The sequence below is a fragment of the Paenibacillus sp. MABNR03 genome, assembly GCF_050455445.1.
GTDB classification, from domain to species: Bacteria; Bacillota; Bacilli; order Paenibacillales; family Paenibacillaceae; genus Paenibacillus; species Paenibacillus xylanilyticus.
This window is the reverse complement of the sequence record NZ_JBCIYR010000004.1, coordinates 664,040-683,693: the sequence shown is the minus strand read 5'-3', so window position 1 is coordinate 683,693 and position 19,654 is coordinate 664,040. Positions and strand designations below refer to the sequence as shown.

The window sequence follows — 19,654 nt, the reverse complement described above, 5'->3', positions numbered from 1 at the left end:
CGCCCTCCTCCCTATATAAAGTGTAAGTCGATAACGTCGTCTGGCATCAGATACTGAAGGGGTACAGTCGAAGGCCACAGCTCATGCGCCGGCTTGGATTTGCGAAGTTTTTTCAAAAAGGAAAATCCTCGTTCTGCAGCACGAGCTGCAATCGCATTACGACGAACAACATAATCCGGATGATTGGACTGACTGTGAAGAGCCTCTTCAGCATAGGCAAGAGCCTGATCCCATTCATTCTTATCGTAATACACCATGCTCAGCACACTGCACACATCCCCTCGCAGGCCTGCGCCATAGGCTTTGCCCAGTTCAAGAACAGCCAGATCCATATCCCCTGCATAATAGGCTGCAATCCCGGAATACAGCCAAATGTGTGGATCGATATCCCCAGGTTCTTCCCCGTCCACATAGGCTTCAACATAAGCGCGGACACTCCCCCAATCTTTGATTTCCACCAGATATCTTGCAATGAACAGCAGACCCCATGTTTCGACTGACTCCATGTTGGACATCATCTCTGCCAGCTTGTTCAAGTGCGTATCCTTCTCCTGGATATCAGACTCCATAATGCAAACGACAGCCATTTTGGCAAGCTCATATACGTTGGGATGTTCGTGTAGACCATTGACGTATGTATTGTGTGCCTGAAACATCTGCCCTTGTAAACGCAGTATATCTCCTTCAATTAACGGACCGTCCTGATCCTCCGGGTCCTCACTGCGAAACTGGCGAATGTCCTCCAGTGCCTGTTCCATCTCACCCAGCCTCGCTCGCGCAATGGCCAGATAATAATAAATGACGGATTCATGCTCATAAGCCACAGAGGTTTCAAGGGAATGCACAGCTTCGGTATACTGCCCCAGTTTCAGATGCGCAAACCCTTTCCGGTACCAGGCATTGGCAAAATCAGGCTCCTTAACCACAACGATCTCATAGTCGGTGAGCGCTTCTTCATAACGACCCATTCTAAAATAGCAAAGTGCCCGCAGCGAATAATATTCATACGGTTCAGAGTTCAGTTCAATCGCCTGACCTGATAGTTCAATGGCAGACTCAAGCTGATCTTCTCTCTGGTAAGCACTCGCCAGCAAATGCCTGACCTCGGCATGGGACGCTTCCAGTTCCACTGCTCGGCCCAGATCCTGTATGGCAGCCGTATTATTATCCATGCGCAAATGCAGTTGTCCCCGTTCAAGCAATATCGGAAAGCTGCTGATTCCTTCTCTGCTCGCAGCTGCTTCGGCATACTGGAGTGCCTCGATTCCTTCCTCGCCTTTGCCGATTCGAACAAAGCCCTGTGCCCAGAGCAGATATAAGGCCGCGTCGAGCTCCTCATTCGTATTAATTTCGCCGAGATACTGAACAAGCTGCTCGTCGTTCCACAATTCGGCGTACCCTTGGGCAGCTTCACGCTGCATGCTGCGACGAATGACCGCATCCGCTTCCTGCTCAGCCGCTCTGATCTTTTGCTCAACCCGTTTCTGTTTCAGCTCCAGCAGCGTAATCTGCATCTCCACATCATGAGGATGCAGCACTACAATCTGCTCAACCATGGTCAGCGCTGTATCCAGTTCACCCTGCTCCTGATAGAACAAGGCCAATCCATTCAATGCATCCAGTTGGTGAGGTTCGCGCTCCAGCACCTTGCGGTACAGCTGTTCTGCCTGCTCCTTTTGTCCTGCGGCATGCAGCAATCTTGCGCTATGCAGCAGTCCATCCACTGCATCTGGCTCCAGTGCAGCCAGACGTTCAAACAATAGCAGAGCTGCGTCTTCCTCCTTGTTCCACAAGCGGAATTTGGCTGCCAGACGGATCAGATCCGGATCATCAGGATACAGTGCCATCCCTGCATCAATATGAACTCCGGCATCGGCAACGTCTCCTTGCAGCATCAGCTGAAATGCCGTATCCCGCAGGCGAATGAAGGTCTCATAGTCCACGTCCCTTCCCGGATCAAACGTATCATAACGCAGCTCCCACGGACGGCCCAGTTCCAGGCCAGGGTACTCTGCGATCTCCTCCGGAAGCACCTCTTTCAACTCTTCCCGCTGTTCGGTCCAGCCAAAAAAGTCATCCAACCGGCCCCAGATGGTTTTCGGTAAAAAAGGGCGTTCAAACAGCATACGCAGCAGTTCCGTTCCCGCATGAAATTTCACGTCCAGCTGCCACAGTTCCTCGCTCTGCAGCCAGTCCTCCCATACCGCCGAATCGGAGCGTTTGAAAACATCCTCTACAATTTTACTTGCCCGTTCCAGCAATCGTGCGGTATCATCCACTGCTTCTGTATCCTGAAGCGAAGTTGCCGCCGTCTCAACAGGAGTATCCCAGTGATCAACAGTAAAGTATACGGGACCATCTTCCGACCCGGAAGCAGATTCCTGCAGAGGGCCCTCCATCTGAACAGAGGCTGTTTCCGGATCGAGCTGTCTCTGTGGGTGCGGATCTTCCTGTGCCGCAAGCAGCTCCTGATCCGGCAGCGGTTCTTTCGCAGCCTTCAGGGCCTGCTCGTAAGCCGAACGCAATTGCTGGAATCCCTCCGGATCGTCTTCCGGATGTGTACTCCGGAGCTGCTTCGCATACGCGCGTCTGATGGCTCCTGTATCCTGCGTCGGTTCAAGTCCCAATCTTGTCCAGATGTCCATTCACGTATCACTCCCGCACTCTTTCAATTTGATCCAGCACTTCCTTCAGCTTCTCTGCTTCTTTCCTGATTTCACGGTCATCCTGACGTTTGAGCGTCTCCTCGAACTGCAGCATGACTTCGGCAATAATTGTACGGTACTCTGCGAGTGATTCTTCATACATCCGTTCTCCGCGAGCCAATAGCAGACGGTTCTCCATCCTGTCCCGCGGATGGATCTTGATGGCTTCCAGCGCTCTGAATCGCTCGGCAATTTCCTCTTTGGACAGGTCGCTTTCCTTGCCCTGAATAATCGCTACCTTCTTCTCTCCTGTCTCCACGGAAGTCACTTCGACTTCCAGGATGCCGTTAATATCATACGTGAAACGGATGTCCACGGCCTGTTGCCCTGCCGGTGCAGGCGGTACCGAGATCGTCAGTTCCCCCAGCTTTACATTGTTTTTCGCCAGACGGCTCTCCCCCTGATAAATATCCGCAGTAATCGATGTCTGATTGTTGTGCATCGTATAATATCGCTCCACTTTACTAACGGGAATAACCGTGTTCCGTTCAATGATTGGAGCAAACATCCCTGATTCGAATCGTCCGTTGCCAAGGGACATCGATACAGACGTCCCCAGCGTGTACGGACACACGTCCGTCAGGATTACTTCCTCCAGATCGGCATGACGTTCCTTCATTGCTGCCTGGATACCAACACCGAGGGCAACAGCCTCATCCGGATGCAGATGATTCGCAGGCAGTCTGCCAAACAATTTGCCTGTAAACGAATAAATAAGCGGCATGCGCGTAGCCCCGCCAACAAGGATAACGGCATCCAGCTCGTTCAATTTGACGGAAGCATCGCGCAGTGCACGCTCGACCGGTTTTTGCAATCGTGCCAATAATGGCTTCGCCGCCTGATCGAATTTTGCGCGGTCAACGCGAAGTTCCCGTACTCCTTCTTCCAGTGTTAGGGACATCATTCCTTCACGCCCATCGACCAGTGCGCGTTTGCATGATTCCGCCTGCTTCCAAAGGGCTGACTGTGCCTTGCTTGACAGCGTATCTTGCTGTATTTGATGCTGTTCGGCAAACAAGTCCACAAGTAGTCGCGTAAAATCCTCGCCACCCAAAAAGTTATCTCCGGCGACCGATTTCACTTCCATAATTTGATCAAACAGTTCCAGGACGGATACATCAAATGTACCGCCACCCAGATCAAATACGAGAAATTTCGTTTCCGGCTGCTGCTGATGCAGACCGTACGCTATGGCCGCTGCTGTTGGCTCGCTGAGCAAGCGCTCTACCTTGAGGCCAGCCAATTCTCCTGCTCGCTGTGTAGCCTTGCGCTGGGCATCATTGAAGTACGCGGGCACGCTAATAACCGCTTCGGTCACGGACTCCCCCAGGTAGGCTTCAGCATCCGCCTTCAGCGATTTCAATATAAAGGCCGACAACTCTTCCGGCAAAAAATGATATGTACCCAAATGGAACGTTCGCCCGGTTCCCATGTACCTTTTGAAGACAGAAGCTGTGCGCTCGGGGTGTGTAATCAGCCGTTCTTTGGCCACTTCACCCACGAGCATCTCACCGTTGTCGTCGACACTGACGACCGAAGGCGTCAGACGGTTGCCGAGTGCATTTGGAATAATAACGGATTCTCCGTTAGCCCAGCAGGATACCAGGCTGTTCGTTGTTCCCAGATCAATACCGATGATGGTCATGAAGTAATTACCCTCTTTCTGTTCAACATCCATAATGGCGCAGGACAGTCCCACAAGCCTTGTTATATGCTGCCATATACCAATCCGGCATAAAGGTGGGCCCAGTCTGATTAACTCCTTACCGAACAATTTATCATACATCAACAACCCGAGGACATAGGTATAACTTCACTGATTTACCCAAAAGCAGGCATCACGAATCAGACCCTTGGCACCTTCCTTACCTGATAACAGCCCTAAAACCGGATACACAAATGTGCACCCGGCCGTTCGGAATTTTTGGAAGTCTTTCTATTAATTAAATGAACCCGATCCTGAATTGAAGCAGCACATTTCCAAAAAGATTATGCGTCTACACCAGGCTGATTGGGACGGAGAATAACAGATCCGACCGTCAGTAATATCGCAGCCATGCCACACAGAATAAGCAGCGGCAGCTTGATGTCGGATAACGTGCCTCCTGCAGAGATCGTTTCGACAGCTTGGATCGTCCATTTCTGCGGGACAAAGTTCGCCAGCTTTTGCATATAGTCCGGCATAATCGACAGCGGCCAGAAGCATCCTCCAATCATGCAGGTTGGTGTGATAATAAGCGAGTTCAACATGTTTGCATTTTTGGATTCGCGGATCAATCCGGCCACGGTACTCGCGATCCCCATGGAAACCAGCATAAAGGCAGCCAGGATGAGGAAGTGTACACCAAACGGAATACCTGCATCATAATGCAGCAGCCAGCGGCTAATCCCCAGTACAAGCACAATCTGGATCATGCCGATTGCAAAACTGCCCAGGAAATTGCCAAGGGCAATTTCATATGCCCGGACTGGAGCCGTGTACACTCTGGCCATCGTGCGCTGCCTGCGGTCTTCCATAATGACGGCTACGGCGCTCGTCAGCAAACCCATCATGAACATGATCGTAAATCCGGTCACGTTGTTCAGTCCCGGTTTGGGATACATCTGCAGATCGGTAGCTTCACCGGAGATTCGATGTTCGCTCGTTTTTTGCAGCAGTTGTTCGAATTTATCTTGTTTCACCAAGGGATCCGGCGCTCCCCCTTCATCTGAAGCAGTGCTGGTTGCCCCAAGCACAACCCTTGCCGACTGATGCAGTCCGGCAGTCATTCCTTCAACTGCAGCCCGCAGGGTATAGGAACTCTCACTGACACGCAGTTCAACCAGCTCAACTTGAACCTGCTTGCCCTGCAGCAGCTCATCCGTATAGTGAGCTGGAATGATGATACCTGAATTCCCCTTTTGCCGGGTAATGGCTTCCCTCAGTTCCGCCTCACTGTTCATGGGCTTGAGGAGATATTCTTCCTTATTGGCGAGTTCATCCACGATCCATGCTCCCGCCGCCCCTTGATCCTCGTTTACATAAGGGATGACTGCCCGTGTGGCCTGCTCGCTCCCAAATAACGCAACCGCGCCCGTGACAACAAGACAGGGAAGCAGAAGGAACGCGATGAACCCCCGTTTGCGTCCAATAGTGCGTCTAATCATTAACCAGGCAATATGCAGACTATTCATAGCGGTATCCCACCTTCCTGTAGATCACAGCTGCGATAGCAAGCAAGACGGCACTCACTACACCGAGCATGACGATGTTGTGCATAATTTCGCTCATCGATGCGTCCAGCATCATTCGCAGGAAACTTTGCAGCGCCCAGTGATTGACCGTAAATTCGCTAATCCGCTGTACAAAATCAATGGCAATCGGCGTGAACCCGCCGCTAATAAACGTCATGGCAATGATGATGCCTTGCATCAGCGCACTTGCGGAGCTCGAACTTTTGCTCACAAGAGCCACAATGACGCCGATTGTCATCGAGGCAATAGTGATCAGCACACAGATCAGAACGATCAGCCAGGGATGTGTCCCCCAATTCACACCGTATAACCAATAGGTCATCAGAACGATGATCATCGCCTGTATGAAGGCAAGCAGGCTGTTGCCTGCAATTTTCCCTGCAAAAATGGCACCATTGCCCAGGGGAGCTGCCTGCAGGCGGATTAAGGTTTTTTTGTCCCGCTCACTAAACAGACTATTGCTTGTCGTCATGCCTGAATACAACATGAACATGGCCAACATGGATGCCGCATAATATTGAGAGGCACTGTAGGAGGTATCGGCTGTTCCAGGATTACTGACGTTAATATAAGACATATTCCCCGAGCCCACATCAGGGCTGGACGCCACGGCAGCACTCGCTTTCGGTCCCAGCACCTCTGCTACTGCAATATGCCTATTCAGTTCATCCGTGAAGCGCGTAAATAGCGTCTCTCCTACAATATTCAACGTACTATCTTTCCCCAGAATCCACTGCAGTTTGGCCTCTTCCCCCTGCATCATCCGCTGTTCTAGGTCCGATGGGACCAAGACTGCAAAATCAAGTTCACCTTGCCTTAGCGCACGTACGGCCTCATCCTCTGTAGACATGTGCTGCACCTTCATCATTTCGGCTACTGCCGGGGTCTTCACAAATGTATTCAAGGCTTCACTGATCGAATCTGAATCAGAATCTGAAACCGAGTCCGAACCCGTCTGGATAACGCCCACTCTCACCTGGTCGGGAACATTGTCCTTCCCCGTCCCCATCGCACTCGATAACGCAGTGCCCAATATAAAGATCAACAGTAACGGCAGAATAAACAGGTTCAGCAGAACGGATCGAATTTTCAATATCCGCCTTAGTTCAAAGATGCAAATATGCCAAATCTTCATCAAAGCCACCCCCTAGTCCCGCAGCGTGCGCCCGGTCAGATTGAGGAACAGGGTTTCCAGATCCGGCTCTTCGACCTTGAGCGACTGAATGGCCATTTCATGTTTGCTGCATATGAAGAGGATATCCTGCAGATCCTGCTGTGCCGAAGGCAGCGTAACGGTTAATATATCTCCTGTCACTTCTACCGCATGTACACGAGGATGGAGCTTCAATTCCTCCACGGCACCGGGTCCGATTCCCGAAGTGGTAAGCACGATTTTTTCTTCGGATGCGACCCGCTCTCTCAGCTCCGCTTCGGTACCACAGGCAATAATGTGGCCCTGATCCATAATCGCTACCCGGTTACTGATCGCCGCAACTTCCTCCATGTAATGGCTTGTATAGATGATGGTTGATCCCATTTTATTGAGTGTACGTACCGATTCCAGGATGTGATTCCGCGACTGGGGGTCAATACCCACCGTTGGTTCGTCCATAATGATCAGATCCGGCCGATGCATAATGGCACACGCAATGTTCAGCCTGCGTTTCATTCCGCCGGAAAAGGTAGAAGGGGCATCTTTCGCTTTGTCCTGCAATCCTACAAATTCGAGCGACTCCTGCACCCTTTCCTTCAGCAGTTTACCGCGCAGTCCGTACAGCCGGGCAAAAAAAGTGACATTCTCCGCAGCGGTCATCGTTTCATAGAGAGCCAGATCCTGCGGTACCAATCCAATCCTGCGTTTGACTTCAAGGGGCCGATCCTTGACCGAGATGCCATGTAGCAAAATCTCACCCTGGTCGATGCTGAGAAGACCAGCAATCATGCTGATGGTTGTGCTTTTGCCTGCTCCATTCGGTCCCAGCAGTCCAAAAATTTCGCCTTTCTCCACACTCAGGTTCAAATGATCCACCGAAAGCTTGCTGCCGTACCGTTTTACGACATGATCCATTTCAAGAATAGCCATCAATTATACGCTCCTCTTCCACTCCAGCGGTGTGACGCCGGATTTCATATCTGTATTGTAACGAATCAAATCATTTTACGAAGGTACGAAAGGTCATAAGATGAAGGTGACTTTAGTCATCTCCTGCTCGGAAAGCAGGCTGTGATATAATCAGGGATGCATTACCGGGAATTTTCCAATCCACTTCAAAATAAAAGGATGTTCTTACCCATGCCGATGCGTTTACTGCAATACGGTTTGATTCTCGTTCCAGCTGTTCTGTACCTGTTGATGGTACCTTTGGATCGCGATGATCTATATACTCTGTATGTCATTATTGCTCTCGGACTGGCCGTCTGCAAAGACTTCGCCCGTCCTGGTGCTGGGCATTTGATGCTCGTTTTGATCGAAATACTCTGGAGCTGTTGGCTGATTGCCTTATACGGTCCCTTTATGTTGTTTCTCTCCTCATCCTTGCTCTATGTGTATATGTATAGATTAGAAGGAAACTTGCGCTGGCTGATGCTTGGAGTTCAGCTTACTGCCAGCAATTTCGCGTTACATTGGCATTTTGCTCCACCCCAGGAGGTGGTTCCGTGGCTTACCGCAATTCAACCCATTGGAACACAGTCTGGAGCTCCATTCATTGAAGAGGCCGCCGGAAGGATCGTCGGTAACCTGATCCTGACCCTCACCGCCGCACTTTCCTGGCAAGGTTCCAGAACAGCAAGCAGCCGCGGACAGCTGGAACAGGTATATGACGAGCTTCGCAGTAAACATTACGAGCTTCAGGAAGCACGTGCACAGCTGCTGCTGTTTACCAAGCAGCTTGAAGGAGTCGCTCAGGCGGAAGAACGTACCCGAATTTCAAGGCAGCTTCACGACGAGATCGGACACCGCCTGATTCGCACCAAAATGATGTCCGAGGCTGCCCTGCTGACCCTTCCTATGGACAACGAACAGGGTACGGAACTGGTAAGACAGATCCGCGATCAATTGGCGGCAAGTATGGATGATATGCGCGCCACTCTTCACAAGTTGCGGCCTAATTCGTATGTATCCGATGCCTATGCACTGGATCATCTCCTGGAGGAAGTGGGCAGGGAAACCGGTGTGAAGACCAGTTATGAAATTCACGGTCCATCCCGTTTGCTGTATCCGAGCATGCAGATCGTATTATACAAAAATGCAAAGGAAGCGCTGACGAATGCCCTGAGACATGGAAACGCCAGTACGATTACAGTAGAAATGGCATTTGGGGAGCGCGAAGTTTGCATGACCGTCAGCAATGATGGGGAGATCCGGAGTCAACCGTCCACCAAGGGACAGCACGCAGGAAAACAGGTTAGCCGGAGCTCAGCAGCAGAGTCAAGCAAACTGGGTATGGGACACGAAGGGATGCGTTTGCGTACAGAGTCCATTGGAGGTCAGCTGGAGATCCGATCCGTTTATCCCTACACAGTCATCACACGTCTGCCGATTACGAATAAAGTGGATTTGATCTGAAAAAGGAAGTGATTGTGCTAATGTCAGAACAAAATGGACCAAGTAACAACAAGGATTCAGATCAGGCCCAGTCCATCGGGTTGATCCTCGCAGATGATGACTTCTTTATCCGCGAGAGTCTCAAGGTACTGATTGGGCTTGATCCCGGCATTAACGTTGTAGGTACAGCTTCAAATGGACGTGAGGCACTCGAACTGCTCGAGGCAGGAACCACAGCCGACGTTGTACTGATGGATATCCGGATGCCGGACTGTGATGGTGTCGAAGGCACTCGGCTCATTAAATCCCACTTCCCTAACGTGCAGGTGCTGATGCTGACGACGTTTGACGATGACGAGTATATTGTCCAGGCTCTGCAAAACGGGGCCAGCGGTTATTTGCTCAAAAATGTGCCCCCGGACCGGATCATTCAGGGGATCAAGACGGTACATAACGGTGATATGTTGATTCACCCTGATATTGCCCGCAAGCTGGCGGGTCTGCTTCGTCCTGCTGCAGCTCCCCAGGCGCATGAATCCCTTGAGTCCTATGGGCTAACCCGAATGGAACTTGCTGTTGCAGAGGCAATATCCGAGGGGCTGTCCAACAAGGAGATTGCCGCTAAACTATTCCTGAGCGAGGGTACAGTCAAAAACTATGTCACCGAAATTCTCGGTAAACTACACTTGCGTGATCGAACGCAAATTGCCATCTTTATGTTGAAAAAATAACAAAAAGGGTACGCCCTCGCTTGTTCAAGCGGTGGAGTACCCTTTACTTATTACATTTCTACCGATCCTTGTTCATTCACCGCAGGAGCTGGCAGAGCCAGTGGAGCCTCGTCATTGCGATTATTTTTTCGACGGGCAAACAACTTGAGCGTGATGAGATGAACCAGGGATAACGGACGCAGCTGCACCGCCCAAACTTCATGATTATCCGGAGCCATAATGACACCGAGCTGATGATGCTCACCTTCATAGATGGCCCGCTGCATAAACTTGCTCTCACCCTGATGATTGCGTACCTCCAGTTTGCAAAAGGCCGGATTCATCCGCAGGGCACGATGCAGCTCTTCAGGGGAATGAACCAACACGCCATTCACCTTGTACAGCGTCTCTCCTGCTTCAATTCCCAGTTCTGCCGCAGGGCTGTCCGGAATGATTCCAAGCACTTTCAAGCCGTGTGCCGGATGAACAAACACCGGACTGCGATGCTGTTCCTCAAAGCCGCTGTACCACACCAGGAATTCATGTCCGATAAATGCTGCCAGAGCAGCAACCACCATAAGCGGGGACCACCAAGCTGCCAGGAGACTGAGCACAAGGAGGCTAGTCCCGTAAAGCAGTAACCGTTTTGCCGAGATCTGTACTTTCTGCCCCGGAAGCATACTCTGTGTAACTTCACCAAATCCAAGCATGATTGGAAGTGCAAACAGCATGTAACCATTGCCTGCGCTCAAAAGCGGACTCCAGGCCAGCTCCGCTCCGCTCCCCGTTACCGGGACCAGAATCAGCAGCGGGATGGGCCAGAAATGCTGGAGCTGGTATCCTCCGACCAGTTTGCCCCGCTTGCCTTCGAAGAGCAATGGCGAAGCCATGGTTACCCCTTGCAAGCGAACCAGCATAGCCTCACCGAGGTGCAGCAATGCAGCCAGTACCAGCAAGGCAGGTATGTCCAGCGCACGCAAAGCCTCCGTCACGCTGCCAAGCCATCCGGTCGGCTGCCACCCTGAGGCCAGATTCAGCCCGAACTGCAATACACCAAGCAGCCCTGCCGCGTATGCAAAACACAGATATCGAATACGGAACAATGACAGAAATAATGTCGCGGCCCATATGCAGATCACGCTGCCGAGTGTTAGATGTGCCCCGAGAAAAATGGATACCACCGAGGCGATCACACCAATGACTATTCCGCCCAGTAAAGCACGAATGGTCTGAGTAATTGAACTCTGCAGACGAACATGGAATAACCTGCGTTCCTGTAATAATTGACGATGATAGATAAGTGCAATCAGAATTACCGCAATATAATAAAACGGCTGAGTAAACAACTGCAGCAATGCTTCCCCTAATGTCGTTAACCACGGCCAAGCCCATTCCATTGTGGCGTCACTCCTCTCCTTCAGCCGGTTCAGAAAAAAAGAAGGCTGATATCAGCCTTCTTTATGGCTTCGACACGGCAGTCGATATATCCTTCGAGACATTTTCGATCGCGCGCTTCAGCTGTGCATCATATTGAGGATTGGCAATGCGTTCAATCAGAGCCGCTTCCAATGATTCAGCGGTTTTCTCGTCAATCTGGCCTGTTGCCTCAATGCCTTTCTGCTTCTGGAATGCCTTGACCGCCTCTTCCGTCTTCTGGTCATAGTATCCATCTACACGATCCGGCTCAAATTCGAGTCCTCTCAGCATCGTCTGCGCACTTTTCACATCCGTGCTATTACTGTCATATTTCAAAGGTAATTTCTCTTTATTGATCGGTGCCACCGAGAAGTAATCCGGCTGGTTTACCGCAATATCCGGTTTGATGCCTTTTTCATGAATCCAGTCTCCATTCGGAGTCAGCCATTTGGCAATGGTGATTTTCAGCAGACTGCCGTCACCCATTTGCTTGTCATAACTCGTCTGTACAGTACCTTTACCGAAGGAGTTTTCACCAACCAGCGTTGCGCCTGCAGACTGCTGCAATGCACCAGCCAAAATTTCCGACGCACTCGCGCTTCCTTTGTTCATCAGTACAGTGATAGGGTAAGACTTGCTGGAACCATTCGATTTGCTCTGCTCACGTTTGCCATTTTTGTCCTCGACCTGCACGATTACTTTGCCTTTTGGAACAAACTGCTCGGCAATATCGATAACCACTTGCAGCACGCCGCCCGGGTCATTACGCACATCAATGACCAACCCCTTCATGTTCTGCTTCTCCAGATTCGCCAGCTCTTCCTTGAAGCGATCGCCGGTGTTCAGTGAGAATTGGGTGATGGTAATGACACCTACACCGTTATCCTCCATATGGGCGTATACGGTCTCCAGATCAATATCATCACGCACAATGGTAAATTCAATCAATTCAGTGGATCCGGCACGTTTCACCTGTACCTTGGCTTCACTGCCTTTTGGACCTCTGATTTTGTTGACAGCCTTGTTTAATTCCAAGCCTTGCAGGGATTCACCATTTACAGACATGATCATATCTTTGGCACGAATACCCGCTTTCTCGGCAGGTGATCCTTTGATCGGGGAAACGACAACGACGTTTCCATCCTGTGAGGATACCTCGGCCCCAATTCCGGTAAAGGAACCTTCAATGGACTCCTCGAACTGGGCAGCTGTTTCCTGTCCCATGTAGTTGGAGTACGGATCTCCAAGGGATTCCATCATACCGTTGATCGCACCATCGATCAGTTTGGTCTGGTCCACATCTTTATAGTAGTTGCTTGAGATCAAATCCATTGCGGTTTCAATCTTCTTCAAATCGTTCTTCTGCTGCGTATTGCCCGTTACACTGGCCAGCAGGCCTTCACCCGAAGTGGTCTGATTGGCCATGCCGGGATAACTCATCAGTACCAGCGTAAGCAGGCTCCCTCCAAGAAGGGCTACAATGGCAAGCAGCAGCGCCGATCTCTTCTTCATCATCCGTTTGCTCACCGCCTTTAGTTTTGAAGCGTGTCAGATTCCATTGCTTTCCTGAATCCATTCCCTGAACATGCCAGCTTAGTATATGTCTAGCTTGTACGGAATATGTTTATTCCATTCCCTTGCGGTTTATCTATTATAGATAATTCATCGGGTTCACTGCCGTACCATTCTCCCGAACTTCAAAGTGCAAGTGAGGTCCTGTTGAATTGCCTGTATTGCCAGATTCGGCAATTAAATCGCCTTTGCTAACCGTATCTCCCTTGCTTACCTTAAATCCGCCTTCACGCAGATGACCATACAATGTCCAAAGACCGCCGCCATGGTCTACGATAACGGTGTAGCCATATCCACTGTACCACTCAGCCATGATTACGATACCGCCTGATGCAGCATGAACCGAGGTTCCCACAGGAACAGCGAAGTCGGTACCATTATGCATTTTTCCTACTTCCCCCGTAATAGGGTGTGTACGGCGACCGAATGGAGAAGAAATACGTCCACCGGATACCGGTTTGGAGAAAATCCCGTTACCCGCTGTATACGCAGTCTCACTGCTGCCTGTGCTGACTTTGGTCGGCGCCTTCGCAGCTGCTGCTGCCTTAGCTGCAGCGGCTGCTTTGGCTTTGGCAGCGGCTGCCGCCTGCTGCTCACGCAGTTTGTTTTTCTCCTGCAGCAGATTTGAACGCTTGCTGGCGATCTGAATCAACACATCTTCCTGCTCCTGCGTCAGCTCTTCGGACTCTTCAATTTTAGCATCATAGGAAGCCAGAAGCACTTGCTTCTCCTGTTCCTTTTCATTTAACTGTGCCTTGCGTTGTTTCTTTTGTGCATACAGGCTCTTGGCTTCAGCATACTGCTTGTCCAGTTCAGCCTTTTTATCGACAACCAGCTGCTTGTCCTTTTTGTGCTCATCCAGCAGATGCTGGTCCTGATCCACAATGGTTTTCAGCGAATCCGCACGCGTCAGGAAATCCGAGAAGCTTGTTGATGACAATAACACATCCAGATAGGATACCGCGCCATCCGTATACATCAGGCGTACACGGGATTCAAGCAGTTTCTCCCTTGCAACGATACGCTCCTCTGCGGCCTGCAAATCTTTTTTCGTTGTGCGCAGATTCTCTTCCGTATTCTCGATTTCCAAGGAAACGTTCGCCAGCTCATCGCTGACAACATTGATCTGCTCCATGACAACCTTCAGGTAAGCATTGGTTTTGTTCTTGTAGTGCTGAGCTTGCTTCTTGTTGGCAGCGGCCTTTTTCTGTTCCTGTTTGGCCGCAGCCGCCTTGCTCTCCAGCTGTTGAATCTGTTGATCTATATCGCTAATGCTGCTCTTGGCATATCCGTCCGAAGGTTGAAGCGTCAAACCGGCCAATAATGTAAAGGCCAGCAGCGAAGCTGTTTTTTTCAAAATGGTGATCCCCCATCCTATGAATTCACAAGAAAGCAACCTGCACAGGTGGTGAACATCATGTTCTATGCTTTCTTCAATCGTATAAAGAGTGCGTCTTCCCTACATATCGTCAAACAGAGTCCAATTGTGAACCTGCTTTGCCATTCTAATTCGACAATTTTTGCATTTCCATGGATGAAATTATTAAACATTAAGCGATTTGCGAATGGACAGTGTACTTCCCAAAATACCAACCAGCACACCGAGTCCGATCAAGAGGATACCAAACAGCAGCCAAATGTCGCTGAGCGGAATCAAATTAAGCATTTGCATGAATACATCCTGACCAATGGTTGCCAGCAGGCGGCTGTAACCGAAGAACAGTACCGCTACCGTAATCACAGAACCGATAAATCCAATGAGTGCACCTTCAATAAAGAAAGGCCAGCGAATGAATGTGTTGGTTGCACCGACCAGCTTCATAATGCCGATCTCCCGGCGACGGGCTAGAATCGTTACGCGAATCGTATTCGAGATCAGGAACATAGACATCAGTGCCAGTCCCCCCACAAAAATAAATCCGATATTCCGGACAAGTCGTGTAAATTTGAACAGTACATCCACCGTTTCCTTGCCGTAGTTCACTTTCATGATCGGCTTCTCCGGGTGTTTTTCGTTCAATGCTTCAATTTTTTGCGCCACAAAAGTGACGGTTTCCGGTTCAATGACCTCAACTTCAATGGTCTCCGGCAGCGGATTATTATCCACATCGAAACCGTCAAGCACGTTATTGGCACTGTCGCCAAGACGTTCACGGAACTCCTTGAGTCCCTCTTCCTTGGAAACAAAGCGAATCTCACTCACTTCCGGCATTGCGCTGATCTCCTGCTGCAGCGTATTGCGCAGGCTCTCATCCACATTCAGCTCCAGAAACGTACTGATCTCTACCTGACTGTCCACCTGATTGGCCATGGAATTCACATTCAGCACCAGCAGCATGAATACGCCAAGGATCAGCAGTGACACGATGATCGACATGATGGATGCCACGGACATCCAGCCGTTGCGGAATACGTTTTTGAAGCCCTCCCGCATATGGCGCAAGAGAGTACTAAAATTCATAACCGTATTCCCCTCTCATCTGATCCCGTACAATCTGTCCACGTTCAATGGCGATAACCCGTTTACGCATCGTATTTACGATATCCTTGTTATGGGTCGCCATGACAATCGTCGTTCCCCGAAAATTAATCTCGTCCAGCAGCTGCATAATGCCCCATGATGTCTCCGGATCGAGGTTTCCTGTAGGCTCGTCCGCGATAATAACCGACGGATTGTTCACAATCGCCCGTGCGATGGCTATACGCTGCTGTTCCCCGCCTGACAATTGCGAAGGTTCACGATTCGCCTTACTACGTAGTCCTACCAGATCGAGCACTTCCATTACCCGTTTCTTGATGTGACGCTTCGGCGCCTCAATAACCTCCATGGCAAAAGCCACGTTCTCAAAAGCCGTCATCTTGGGCAAAAGGCGGAAATCCTGAAACACAACGCCGATGTTACGGCGCACATAAGGAATTTTACGTGGTTTCAATTTACCGATATTAAATCCATTGATGGATATTTGTCCTTTGGTCGGAACCTCTTCCCTGTACATCAATTTCATAAATGTTGATTTACCAGCGCCGGACGGACCGACGATATACACAAATTCATTGCGGTCGATCTTCACCGACACCCCTTGTAATGCGTGGGTCCCATTGGCGTAGGTCTTCCACACGTCCTGCATTTCTATCACATCATCACTTCCTGCTCACATAGTTAGCCATTATCATTTCGACACAATCCCGGCAATTCCTTTAAAAAGACCTGAATTTCATCAGGAGCAATCCATTTCACCCTTATTTCGATCCTCAGGAATGGACGCATAACAAATATATTGTAACAAATTTGTTACCTATTGAGTACCCGAAAGTTTTCCTCCATTGGATCATATATATATAAAGTGTTACGAAATGCGGAACATCAGAAGTATAAAGGAGCGTACGGATATGAAAAAAATACATTTGGCCATCATTATGGTGTTCTCGATCCTCTTCATCGGCTCCGCCTCCTATGGATTGCTGTATATGTATGTGAATCAACCCGCTTTGCCCGGGAAGGTACAGGTTGGCGGCTGGCAGGTTGGAGGAATGAATCGGAGCGAAGTGCTGATGGGACTGGATGAACGTTTGAAAAAGCTGGAGGACTGGCCTGTCACGCTGGAGGTGAAAGAACCTGTATCCCTGACGCTGAACATGACAGCCAGCGAAGCCGGTGCAGGTTACAGTGCCAATGCCTTTCGGTCCGCGGTACATCAGTTGGAGGAAGGAAACGTGTGGGAACGCGCGTATGCCCGTTATCATTTTGGTGAGGAATGGTCTCTCGAGCAGCTGTATGACACCCAACCCCTAAGAACAAGACTGAGTCCTTCCTGGGAAAAAGAAACCTTCGGTACACCCGCGGACGCTGTCCGGCGAATCACCGCAAACGACAAGATCCAGTACATCCCCGAGAAGGGCGCCCGGCGGATCGCCTGGGATGAACTTGCAAACCAGATGCTGGCGAAGCTTCAGCATGACTTCACCATGCTTGATCTTGATGCCAAGCCTGCCTCGCTAATAATCCAGCTGCCGCTGTACACTGAGCAGCCTGAAGTAACGGTAGAGTCTCTGCGCAAGGAAGGCATCGAGCGGAAGATCATCCAATTCTCCACAGGGCTAGGCAGCAGCACGGAAGGGCGCATACATAATGTCAGTGCAGCAGCACAATCCGTGAATGGCATGATTTTGGAGCCTGGAGGCATGTTCGATTACGAAAAAGTCATTCGCCACGCCGAGAAGGAATATGGCTTCCGAGAAGCCCCGGTCATTGTCAACGGCCGGCTCACCCCTGGGATTGGCGGAGGCATATGCCAGGTGTCCAGTACCGTCTATAATGCAGCCTTGTTAACCGGACTCGATATTGTCGAGCGGCGCAATCATTCCATTCCCGTCAAATATTTGCCGAAAGGGCTGGATGCCACCTTTGCCTCCGGCGCGATCAATTTCCGGTTCAAGAACAATACAGGCAAATCATTGCTCATCCATGCCGAAGTGAAGAACAAGCAGTTGACCGTCAAATTTTTTGGCACCTTTCCCGAGAACGTCAGTTACGCGCTGGAATCCCATACGATCGAAACGTTAAGTGCCCCCGTGAAATATGTATCCAGCAATGTGCTGCCGGATGGTGCCCAGCAGGTTTTGCAGAACGGGCAGCCCGGTTATATTGTGGAAACCGTACGCATCAAAAAGGTGGACGGCAAAGTGGTAGAGTCCAAAACCATTACGCGGGATACGTACAAAGCTCAGAATCGACTTATTGCCCGCTCTGGACACAGCAGTCTGCCAGATCCGCAGGAGCCTTCTGTTGTAGAGGACGGCGTAAGTGATACCAAGCAGCCATAATGATCGATAGAAATAAAAAGACACACCTCTGTTATCCATAAAGGAAACAGAACAGTGTGTCTTTGGTTTTTCATTTAGTGCCCTGCCGTATACTCTCCCTGTTCCTCACCTATTACCATCTTGTCTTTTCCCATAAAGAAGGCAGCAATCAGGGCCAGCGCGGCCGGTATGGCAGCCCAGGCAAACAGCTGCACAATAGAGGAAGACAACGCCTGAGTGATCGCCTCCAGCACCTGGGGCGGAATCGCCTGTCTAAGCTCTGGTGAAAGCAAGGCATGCGGATCGCTCAGGTTCAAGCCCTCAGGCATACCGCCGGCTGGAGCTCCAGCTCCCGCCCCGCCTGCTTCAGCAGCGGATCCGGCGAGGGCATCGTTCATTTTGCGCGTAAATACCTGGCTCTGTACAATCCCAAAGATCGTAATCCCCATGGTCATCCCGAGTGACCGCAAAAAGTTAAGTGTGGAGCTCGCAGCTCCGCGTCTTTGCGGTTCAAACGCATTCATGGCAGCATTGCTGAGCACGGAAAACGAAGCTCCGACACCCAGACCGACCAACACCATAAATACACGAATCGTCCAAAGAGATGAACCTTCATCCAGTGTGGTTAATAACCCAAGACCGAGAACCAGCAGCGCCAGCGTCGGGATCATAATGTTGCGATATTTAATCTTGGTCATCAGCACCCCACCCATCGAGGCGGTTACGACTGACCCCAGCATCATGGGCAGCAAAACGAGACCTGAATTGGTTGCCTTGCCGCCGAGCACGCCCTGAATGAAGATCGGAATGTATACCGATGCCGTAATAAATGCCGCACCACTGAACATGGCAATGACATTACTGGACCAGTACACCCGGTTACGGAACATGCTGAAAGAGATGATCGGTTCCTTCGCTCTCGATTCTGCCCACAGGAACAGCAGCGCCAGCACTACAAATCCGGCAAACAAACCGAGGATCTGCCACGAGCTCCAGGCATATGTTTTGCCGCCCAGTTCAAGTCCGAAGATGAGACAGACCACCGCACCAATCAGCGCCACTGCGCCCAGCCAGTCGATTTGTTGAGATTGGTGCTGATGAGATTCCTTGTAGAAAAACGCAATAAATACAAATGCAATCAGACCAAGCGGCAGGTTGATATAAAAGACCCATTCCCACGTGGCGTACTGCGTAATGTAAGCACCCAGCAGCGGTCCAAATACGCTGGACAATCCAAACACGGCTCCAAACAATCCGCCCAATTTCCCCCGTGCCTCTGGTGCAACCACGTCAAACATGATGGTAAAGGCAATCGGTACCAATGCACCTGCACCAATCCCCTGGATCGCTCTGTACATGGTCAATTCCACAATGGATGTAGCTGTTCCACATAACGCCGATCCAAGCATAAACACGATAATACCGAATACAAAAAACTTCTTTCGTCCGTACATGTCGGATAATTTACCGAAGATCGGCATACCTGCCATCTCGGCTACCATGTACGCTGAGGTAACCCATACAAACTTGTCGAGGCCACCCAACTTGCCGACGATATCCCCCATCGCCGTGGCCACGATGGTGTTATCCATCGAAGCCATCAGTATGCTGAGCAGCAGCCCTGCCAGCACCAATCCAATATTGTTTTTACGTGCAACCATTGTACT

Annotated in this window: 14 protein-coding genes; 3 read left to right on the top strand and 11 right to left on the bottom strand. The window is 50.4% G+C overall.

The genetic code is table 11. The features are described from left to right. Positions 1-11: 11 nt before the first annotated feature. The 5 genes from AAIH57_RS22695 to AAIH57_RS22675 all read right to left on the bottom strand — a co-directional run bounded on the left by AAIH57_RS22695 (position 12) and on the right by AAIH57_RS22675 (position 8,022). Entirely contained in the window at positions 12-2,645 is a 2,634-nt protein-coding gene (locus AAIH57_RS22695; RefSeq protein ID WP_430023076.1) for a tetratricopeptide repeat protein, read from the bottom strand. Between the two features lie 7 nt (positions 2,646-2,652). Further along, the gene (locus tag AAIH57_RS22690) at positions 2,653-4,350 is read right to left on the bottom strand and encodes a molecular chaperone HscC (RefSeq protein WP_430023075.1); all 1,698 of its coding nucleotides are present in this window, start codon (positions 4,348-4,350) and stop codon (positions 2,653-2,655) included. Positions 4,351-4,694: 344 nt separating this feature from the next. Next, complete coding sequence (locus tag AAIH57_RS22685; RefSeq protein WP_430023074.1) at positions 4,695-5,879, bottom strand: ABC transporter permease; 1,185 nt, start codon at positions 5,877-5,879, stop codon at positions 4,695-4,697. Further along, positions 5,872-7,074: an ABC transporter permease gene (locus AAIH57_RS22680; RefSeq protein ID WP_430023073.1), complete on the bottom strand. Its 1,203-nt coding sequence runs from the start codon at positions 7,072-7,074 to the stop codon at positions 5,872-5,874. Before AAIH57_RS22680 ends, AAIH57_RS22685 begins: the two co-directional genes overlap by 8 nt. 12 nt (positions 7,075-7,086) lie before the next feature. Then, on the bottom strand, positions 7,087-8,022 hold the full coding sequence (locus tag AAIH57_RS22675) for an ABC transporter ATP-binding protein (protein ID WP_217506333.1): 936 nt from the start codon (positions 8,020-8,022) through the stop codon (positions 7,087-7,089). Positions 8,023-8,232: 210 nt separating this feature from the next. Between AAIH57_RS22675 and AAIH57_RS22670 the strand changes: the two genes are divergently transcribed. Beyond that, entirely contained in the window at positions 8,233-9,507 is a 1,275-nt protein-coding gene (locus AAIH57_RS22670; protein WP_175394723.1) for a sensor histidine kinase, read from the top strand. 20 nt (positions 9,508-9,527) lie between these two features. Next, a complete protein-coding gene (locus AAIH57_RS22665) occupies positions 9,528-10,217 on the top strand; it encodes a response regulator transcription factor (protein WP_175394722.1) in 690 nt (229 codons plus the stop codon). Positions 10,218-10,267: 50 nt separating this feature from the next. On the opposite strand, the gene AAIH57_RS22660 is transcribed toward AAIH57_RS22665, so the two are convergent. From AAIH57_RS22660 to ftsE, 5 genes are all read right to left on the bottom strand, one after another. Then, a complete protein-coding gene (locus AAIH57_RS22660) occupies positions 10,268-11,593 on the bottom strand; it encodes a PDZ domain-containing protein (RefSeq protein WP_430023072.1) in 1,326 nt (441 codons plus the stop codon). 61 nt (positions 11,594-11,654) lie between these two features. After that, the gene (locus AAIH57_RS22655) at positions 11,655-13,127 is read right to left on the bottom strand and encodes a S41 family peptidase (RefSeq protein WP_175394720.1); all 1,473 of its coding nucleotides are present in this window, start codon (positions 13,125-13,127) and stop codon (positions 11,655-11,657) included. A 136-nt stretch (positions 13,128-13,263) separates the two neighbouring features. Beyond that, positions 13,264-14,541, bottom strand: coding sequence for a murein hydrolase activator EnvC family protein (locus AAIH57_RS22650; RefSeq protein ID WP_175394719.1), 1,278 nt, complete (start codon positions 14,539-14,541; stop codon positions 13,264-13,266). Between the two features lie 186 nt (positions 14,542-14,727). Further along, the gene (ftsX, locus tag AAIH57_RS22645; RefSeq protein WP_430023071.1) at positions 14,728-15,645 is read right to left on the bottom strand and encodes a permease-like cell division protein FtsX; all 918 of its coding nucleotides are present in this window, start codon (positions 15,643-15,645) and stop codon (positions 14,728-14,730) included. Beyond that, the gene (gene ftsE / locus AAIH57_RS22640) at positions 15,635-16,321 is read right to left on the bottom strand and encodes a cell division ATP-binding protein FtsE (RefSeq protein WP_056693908.1); all 687 of its coding nucleotides are present in this window, start codon (positions 16,319-16,321) and stop codon (positions 15,635-15,637) included. Before ftsE ends, ftsX begins: the two co-directional genes overlap by 11 nt. A gap of 253 nt (positions 16,322-16,574) precedes the next feature. Between ftsE and AAIH57_RS22635 the strand changes: the two genes are divergently transcribed. Further along, a complete protein-coding gene (locus tag AAIH57_RS22635) occupies positions 16,575-18,008 on the top strand; it encodes a VanW family protein (protein ID WP_430023070.1) in 1,434 nt (477 codons plus the stop codon). Positions 18,009-18,082: 74 nt separating this feature from the next. On the opposite strand, the gene AAIH57_RS22630 is transcribed toward AAIH57_RS22635, so the two are convergent. Continuing rightward, positions 18,083-19,648 carry an MDR family MFS transporter gene (locus AAIH57_RS22630; protein WP_430023069.1) on the bottom strand — a complete coding sequence of 522 codons (1,566 nt, stop codon included), beginning with the start codon at positions 19,646-19,648 and terminating at the stop codon, positions 18,083-18,085. Positions 19,649-19,654 lie beyond the last annotated feature (6 nt).